We start from the raw sequence: 6,597 nt of genomic DNA on the forward strand, positions 1-6,597 counted from the left end.
TGCGGGGATGGAGAGGGAGCGTGGGCATCGGCGGCTCTGCATGGCCCAGTTGAGGAAGGGCCTCAGGGAGGTGCGGCCGCGTTCGGTGTTCTTGGCGAATCAGGCGTCGATGTCGAGCTGGCCCAGGGACGCGAGGGTGCTGTTCCGGGCGCTGAGCCACTGCAGGAAGGCTGTCGCGCAGGTGATCTGCTCGGCTGCGAAGCCGCGGATGCTCGGTGTGATCCGACTGCGATCGGCTCGTTCCCGCAGGTGGGGAAGGACGCGCCAGGTCGCGAAGAGCTTGATCGTCTTCAGGTGTTCGGGTTCTGCGATGCCGGCCAGGTGGCCGGGCAGCCATCGTTGGAAGGAGCAGATGTACTTGTCGGCGGCGGGTAGGACTCCGCTGGCCATCAGGAGTTCTTCCAGATGGGCCGCTGCCCGCCAGGGCTGTAGTTCGTGGAAGGCGTCGTGGGTCAGGGGCACCTGTCCGAGGCCGAGCCGCCGCAGCATCTGGGAGGCGTTTCCGGGATGGCCGCGGCGCATCGCCAGTCAGGACAGGCCGCTCCTGGGCTCGTCCATCGCCACCAGCAGGTTGAACAAGGGTGTCAGCGCGGGCCGGACGCGGCTGGTGCCGTCGTCCAGGAGGGCGGTCAGCCGGTCGGTGAGCGTGCAGCGTTCGCAGAGCCGTCCGCCCAGGAGTTTGCCCTCGAAGCCGCAGCGCGAGCAGTCGAAGGTCTGGGAGAAGCCGGCGCAGGTCGTACAGATCGCGGAGCCGTCGACGGGGTGGCGCCCGGGAGTGACGGCCCGTCGGCTGTTCAGCCACTGGAGACCCTGAACTCGGCGGAACCCCCTGTAGCAGCGCTGAGGTCAGGCGGTGCGGTGTCCGCGCCTCGTCGGGGCGAGCTGGGAGATCCGCTGGTAGGAGACGCCGAGGACGGCGCCGGCGTCGCGCACCGACAGGCCGGCCTCGGTCAGGGCCTGCGCGGCGGCAGCCTGAGCGTCCCGCTCGGCGTCCTCGGCCTTCTCCCGGTCGGAGCGGCGGGAGCGGAAGTCGTCCAGGGCGGTCACCGCGGCATCGGGCAGGGCCGGCCGCAGGTCGACGACGACCTGGTCCTCGGGCACGTCGAGGACCAGAGCGACGGCCTCGCGGGCCATCTCCGCGGCCTCCTTCAGGTTGCGGCCCTGGGTGATGGCGCCGGGTACATCGGGGACGGTGACGGCCCACCAGCGGCCGGAGCGTTCGGCGACCGCGGTGAAGGTGCGGGGCTGCTCGGTCATGCCTTGTTCGCCTCCTTGAGGATGCTCCGGGCGGTGAGCTCGTTGACGTCGGGGTGGCGGGGCACGGTCAGCCGGACGGTGCCGAGCTCATACAGGTCGTGGTTGGCGCCGTGGCGGACGAGCTCCAGGTCGAGGCCTTTCGCCCTGGCGATCTTCCGCAGCTCCTGCAGGAACGTCCCATGCTTCACAGCATAGTCTAATGCAGATAGACGCAGAGTGTCTAATCTGGATAGACGGAGTTACTGTGGCGTCGGCCCGTGGCCGCCTCAGAGGGCGTTTGGCGAGAGTAGTTTGCCCTTTATGTCCTAGTAGGTTCCTCGCCAGGTTGGTGTGGTTTCGTCCGTTATGCGCTTGGCGAGGTTGTCGATCGAGGCGATGTGGATCATGGCTTCGGAGCTGGCCGGCAGGGTCTCGTAGTCGCGGGTAAGACGGCGGCGCTGCATGATCCACCCCAGGCTTCGTTCGACCACCCACCGCCTTTTCACCACGTGGAATCCGGGGATGTCGGACTTGCGATGGACGACTTCGACGTCGATGCCCAGGGTTGCGCCGTGCTCGATCACGGCGTTCTTGAAGCCGGTGTCAACCCAGCTCTTGGAGATGCTCGGGTAGGTCTTCTTGGCCTGGCTGAGGAGGCGTATTCCCAGGGCATTCTCGGACATGCTCGCGGCGGCGACGGTAACGGCGAGGATGAGTCCGATGGTGTCGGTGAGGATGCCTCGCTTGCGGCCGATGATTTTCTTCGCGGCGTCGGTTCCTTGGCTGGTCAGGGGAACATTGGTGGAGGTCTTCACGCTCTGGGTGTCGATCACCGAGGCGGTCGGCTCGGGCTTGCGCCCTTCCTTTACCCGGGCCAATCCGGTGAGGCCGTAGTTGAGTTGGGCGAAGATGCCCTCGTCGCGCCAGGCGGCGTAGTAGGCGTAGACGGTGCCGTGGCTCGGGAAGTCGTGCGGGAGGTACTTCCAGGGGATTCCGGTCCGATTGATGTAGAGGATGGCGTTGAAGACGTCGCGAAGTTCGACCTTTGGCGGCTGGCCGGTCGGCCGGCGGTCGAGCCTGGCTTTTCTCCATGTCGTCAGAATCGGCTCGATAAGCGCCCATCGGGCGTCGGAGAGGTCGCTCGGGTATGGCTTGCGCTCGGTCATGACACAGCGTCAGCACAGATGGGGCGGAGGATCCCGTTCCACTGTCGGATCGGCGTTTCTATGACTTCTTCAAACCAGACGGACTTCGGGGCATAGATACAGACGAGACGGGCTGCTGCTCTACCGGCAGACAGTGAACCGCCCCGGGTTCGATAGAGATCTCAGGTTGTGGTGGTGACCTGCGGTCTTGCTGCTGTGAGGTAGTAGGTGTTCTCGTATTCGACGGGCGGGACGTGGCCTATCTCACCGTGGAGTCTGCGGTGGTTGTACCAGTCGACCCACTCGGCGGTAGCGAGCTCGACTTGGGAGAGCGTTCGCCAAGGCCGCCGGGGCTTGATCAGTTCCGTCTTGAACAGGCCGATCGCGGATTCCATCAGCGCATTGTCGTAGGCGTCGCCGACGGATCCGATGGATGCCGCGATGCCGGCGGCGTCGAGGTGCTCGGCCAGGCGGAATGAGGTGTACTGCTTGGGTTCAAGGAGTCGTCGCAACACCGCTTGCCTGGAGCGAGAGTAGTTCATCATCCAGGGCTTCCGTCGGGGTTCGCCAGGCGAGTGTTTTGCGGGGCCTGGTGTTGAGTGTTCGGGCGACGGCTTCGAGCTCCTTCGAACCCCATCGCGACAGGTCGGTGCCCTTCGGGAAGAACTGGCGAAGCAGCCCGTTCGTGTTCTCGTTCGTGCCCCGTTGCCAGGGGCTGTGGGGATCGGCGAAGTAGACGGCCATGCCGGTGTCGGATTTCAACTGGGCATGCTGGGCCAGCTCCTTGCCGCGGTCCCAGGTCAGCGTTCGACGCAGTTGCCCGGGGAGCTCGGCCATCCGTGACGTGAGGGCCTTCCTCATCGCCTCGGCGCCGTAACCGCCCAGCGCGGGACCGTTCTTGGTCCGCGGCTCAAGCCCGTAGCCCTCCATCCGCGGCAGGTGGACCAGGACCGTGAACCTGGTCGTGCGTTCCACGAGCGTGCCGATCGCGGACCGGTTCGTCCCGATGATGAGATCACCCTCCCAGTGACCCGCAACGGTCCGGGTCTCGGCCTCGGCCGGCCGCTCGCTGATCATCACCTCGGGCGTGACATGGCCGCTGGGGCGGCGGCGCGACCGTGCGCGCGGCACGCGCAGCGCTCGCCCGGTCCGCAGGCACGCGACATACTCGCGCTCCAGCGCGCCGCGGCCCCGGATGTAGAGGGCCTGGTAGATCGCCTCGTGCGAGATCCGCATCGACTCGTCGTCGGGATGATCCAGCGGCAGCCGGTTGGCTATCTGCTCCGGGCTCCACGCCGTCGCCCAACGCCGGTCCTGGCGGTGGGGCTTGTTCCGTCCCTTCCACTCCACCACCGGACCGTTGACCGGTGTGCCGTCGGGGGCCTGGACCCGTCCGGCCAGGTGCTCTTGCACGTACTCACGCAGCCGCTCGTCGGCGGCCAGCTTCGACGTCTTGGGACGCCGTGCCGCCAACTCGGCTTTCCACTGGGCGATCGAGGCCCGGTAGTCGAGTTGCGCGCCCCGCGTGGCAGCGTTGCGACGGAGCTCCCGCGAAATCGTCGACGGTGACCGGCCGAGTTGCCGGGCGATCTCCCTGACGCCGGCCTTCTGGGCCTTCAGCAGGGCGATCTCCTCGCGCTCGGTGAAGGACAAGTAGCGGCCCGAAGGTGGACTGAGCTCGATCGACGGCATGCCACCACGATCCCGGAACCACCGCGAACCGACCGGACCGGACACCCCACACGCGACCGCGGCGTCCTCGCTCGTCAGCCCCTCGGCGATCTTCGTCCAGAACGCACGCTCCACATCCCGCCGAATCGGCGGCCTGCCCGGCGACCGCATCGCCGGCCGCCCCGTCACCTTCGTCACCCAACCCGCAGGCCGACCCATCCCACACCTCCATGATCAACGAGGTGTTGCGACGATCAGTTGAATCCGCCCTGACTGCCCGCGTCGCTGTGATGTATCAACTCGCCTGGCAGGGGCGGGCGTCCGTCACGGTCGCGTTGCCACAGGGCCATCTCCAGGGCATCGAGCACGAGGCGGGTCTCCTTCGTGGTCGCGGCGGACCAGCCGACGATGCGGCGGGAGAAGGTGTCCACGACGAACGCGACGTAGACGACGCCGGCGAACGTGGCCACGTGGGTGAAGTCCGCGACCCAGCAACGATTCGGCGCCGATGCGACGAAGTCGCGGTCGACCAGGTCGGGTGCCCTCGCCGCGGACGGGTCGGGGACCGTGGTGACGACGCGCTTGCCGCGAACGGCTCCGGTGATGCCCAGATCGCGCATCAGCCGCTCGACGGTGCACCGGGCCACCGCGTGACCCAGGCGGTTCAGCTCGCGCCAGATCTTCCGAGCGCCGTAGACCCGGAAATTGTCCTCATAGGCCTTGCCGATCAGTTCCCTCAGTTCCATGTCGCGGAGCGAACGAGCTGACACAGCATGGTTGTTGAATGCGTAGTAGGTGGAGGGGGCGATGCTGCAGCCGTGCTCGGAGAGCACGCGGCAGATCGGCTCGACACCGCCGAGGCGGCCCCGGTGCTCGTCGATGAACGCTACGAGCGCAGATGTGGCCGGTCGAGCTCGGCCGCGAAGAAACTTGCCGCGGCCTTGAGGATCTCGTTCGCCCGCTTCAGCTCGGCGATCTCCTTCTTCATCGCTTTGATCTGCGCGGACTCCTCCGTCGTCGTCCCAGGCCGCTGCCCGGAGTCGACCTGATCCCGCCGGACCCAGTTGCGCAGCGTTTCGGCCGAGCCGATACCGAGCTTCTCCGCGACGGCCCTCAGCGCGGCCGACTCGTTCGGGTAGTCACCGAGGACCTCGGCGACCATGCGCACCGCACGACGGCGCAGCTCAGGCGGGTAGGAGGAGGGACGTGCCATGACTCGAATCCTTACATGAAATCGAGTCTCCATCGAACCCGGGGCGGTTCACGATAAGTCACCACCGATTACGGGCCAGAGCCGTTCAATGGACAGACCCCCACCCGCACAGACACCGGGTCTGTAAAAAGAACGGGTCTGTTCCGTAGTCGGTGGTGACGGTGAGTACTCCTCTGTGATCATTGAGCGTGCATGATGCGAACACGCTGGTGGGAATGGTGTTTTCGGGGTTGTCGGCGTTGGTCATCGACAATGTGGCGGACGGTGGCGAGACAGTTCGGGTTTCGGCTCGGACCCGGGATGTTCCCGTGCCCTGTCCGGTGTGCGGGGTGGTGACGGAAAGGGTCCACGGGTATCACGACCGGACGCTGCGGGATGTACCGGTCGACGGCCGGCAGGTCGTGCTCCGGGCGCGTATACGACGGCTGGTCTGTCCGGTCCTGGGCTGCAGGCGGCAGACCTTCCGAGAGCAGGTACCCGGGCTCCTGGAACGCCATCGGCGCCGCACCACACGTCTGACCGGCCAGCTCTCCGAGGTCGTCAAGGAGTTGTGCGGCCGGGCGTCCGCCCGGCTCGCCCGGTCGCTGGCCGTGCCCTTCTCGTACGCCACCGCCCTGCGGCTGCTGCGGCGCGTGCCCGTGCCCGTGGTGCAGATCCCGCGGGTGATCGGGGTCGACGACTTCGCCCTGCGGCGTCGGCACAGCTACGCCACGATCATCATCGATGCCCAGACCGGCCAGCGGGTCGAGGTACTGCCCGGCCGCGAGGCCGCCACTTTGGAAGCCTGGCTGCGCGAGCATCCGGGCATCGAGGCCGTATGCCGGGACGGATCGGCCACCTACGCCGAGGCGAGTCACCTCCATGTCTGACGCTACCCGGCTACCGTGAGTATCCGCGAGACGACTGCGCGTGGCACCCCGACGGGGCCGGACGGGTGATCCGCCGGCGTCAGCGGTAGACCCGCACGTAGTCGACGGCGAAGGTGATTGGCCCGCTGCCCGAGGGCGCCGGGTGGTACTGGCCCGCGCACAGCGACAGGTTCAGGATCAGGTACGCCGACCAGCCGGTGCCGACTCCGGTGCCGTCCGAGAAGATCTTGACGCCGTTGACGTACCAGTCGACCGAGTTCGCGCCGAACAGCGTGCCGACGGTGACCCACTGGTCCGGGCCGACGGCGTTCGCGTCGGTGTAGTACGTCGAGGCCGGCCTGATGTGGTTGGTCAGTTCGAGCAGGTGCGGATTGTCGGGGTGGTACTCGAAGGAGTCGATCTCGTTGGCGCCGTCCTTCCAGGTCCACAGCGCCGGCCAGGCGCCGGTGCCGCTGGGCAGCTT

At 67.1% G+C, this 6,597-nt stretch carries 7 protein-coding genes and 3 pseudogenes; 1 reads left to right on the top strand and 9 read right to left on the bottom strand.

The window, feature by feature from the left end:
• Positions 1 to 99 precede the first annotated feature (99 nt).
• From AB0442_RS36025 to AB0442_RS36060, 8 genes and pseudogenes are all read right to left on the bottom strand, one after another.
• A complete protein-coding gene (locus AB0442_RS36025; RefSeq protein ID WP_366167772.1) occupies positions 100 to 522 on the bottom strand; it encodes a hypothetical protein in 423 nt (140 codons plus the stop codon).
• A gap of 324 nt (positions 523 to 846) precedes the next feature.
• Entirely contained in the window at positions 847 to 1,257 is a 411-nt protein-coding gene (locus AB0442_RS36030; RefSeq protein WP_366167773.1) for a type II toxin-antitoxin system HicB family antitoxin, read from the bottom strand.
• Positions 1,254 to 1,445, bottom strand: a complete 192-nt coding sequence (locus AB0442_RS36035; protein ID WP_366167774.1) for a hypothetical protein — start codon at positions 1,443 to 1,445, stop codon at positions 1,254 to 1,256. The genes AB0442_RS36030 and AB0442_RS36035 overlap by 4 nt, the downstream gene beginning before the upstream one ends.
• A gap of 117 nt (positions 1,446 to 1,562) precedes the next feature.
• Positions 1,563 to 2,402, bottom strand: coding sequence for an IS5 family transposase (locus AB0442_RS36040; protein ID WP_366167775.1), 840 nt, complete (start codon positions 2,400 to 2,402; stop codon positions 1,563 to 1,565).
• Between the two features lie 161 nt (positions 2,403 to 2,563).
• A pseudogene (locus AB0442_RS36045) lies at positions 2,564 to 2,830 on the bottom strand (integrase core domain-containing protein); the annotation flags it as partial.
• A 46-nt stretch (positions 2,831 to 2,876) separates the two neighbouring features.
• Entirely contained in the window at positions 2,877 to 4,223 is a 1,347-nt protein-coding gene (locus AB0442_RS36050; protein WP_366167778.1) for an IS30 family transposase, read from the bottom strand.
• 83 nt (positions 4,224 to 4,306) lie between these two features.
• Positions 4,307 to 4,933 (bottom strand): IS3 family transposase, encoded by a 627-nt coding sequence (locus tag AB0442_RS36055; protein ID WP_366167779.1) that lies wholly within the window; start codon positions 4,931 to 4,933, stop codon positions 4,307 to 4,309.
• Positions 4,934 to 4,938: 5 nt separating this feature from the next.
• Positions 4,939 to 5,265 carry a transposase gene (locus AB0442_RS36060; protein ID WP_030557153.1) on the bottom strand — a complete coding sequence of 109 codons (327 nt, stop codon included), beginning with the start codon at positions 5,263 to 5,265 and terminating at the stop codon, positions 4,939 to 4,941.
• A 218-nt stretch (positions 5,266 to 5,483) separates the two neighbouring features.
• Here AB0442_RS36060 and AB0442_RS36065 point away from each other — a divergent pair.
• A pseudogene (locus AB0442_RS36065) lies at positions 5,484 to 6,116 on the top strand (ISL3 family transposase); the annotation flags it as partial.
• 97 nt (positions 6,117 to 6,213) lie between these two features.
• Here the strand turns inward: AB0442_RS36065 and AB0442_RS36070 are convergent.
• Positions 6,214 to 6,597 (bottom strand): annotated as a pseudogene (locus tag AB0442_RS36070) (beta-glucanase); the annotation flags it as partial.

This window comes from Kitasatospora sp. NPDC085895 (assembly GCF_040702125.1).
Classification (GTDB): domain Bacteria; phylum Actinomycetota; class Actinomycetes; order Streptomycetales; family Streptomycetaceae; genus Kitasatospora; species Kitasatospora arboriphila.

Excerpts from the sequence above, each read along its gene's own strand:
- AB0442_RS36030 (WP_366167773.1), bottom strand. The coding sequence starts at position 1,257 with ATGACCGAGCAGCCCCGCACCTTCACCGCGGTCGCCGAACGCTCCGGC.
- AB0442_RS36050 (WP_366167778.1), bottom strand. The coding sequence starts at position 4,223 with ATGCGGTCGCCGGGCAGGCCGCCGATTCGGCGGGATGTGGAGCGTGCG.
- AB0442_RS36025 (WP_366167772.1), bottom strand. The coding sequence starts at position 522 with ATGCGCCGCGGCCATCCCGGAAACGCCTCCCAGATGCTGCGGCGGCTC.
- AB0442_RS36060 (WP_030557153.1), bottom strand. The coding sequence starts at position 5,265 with ATGGCACGTCCCTCCTCCTACCCGCCTGAGCTGCGCCGTCGTGCGGTG.
- AB0442_RS36040 (WP_366167775.1), bottom strand. The coding sequence starts at position 2,402 with ATGACCGAGCGCAAGCCATACCCGAGCGACCTCTCCGACGCCCGATGG.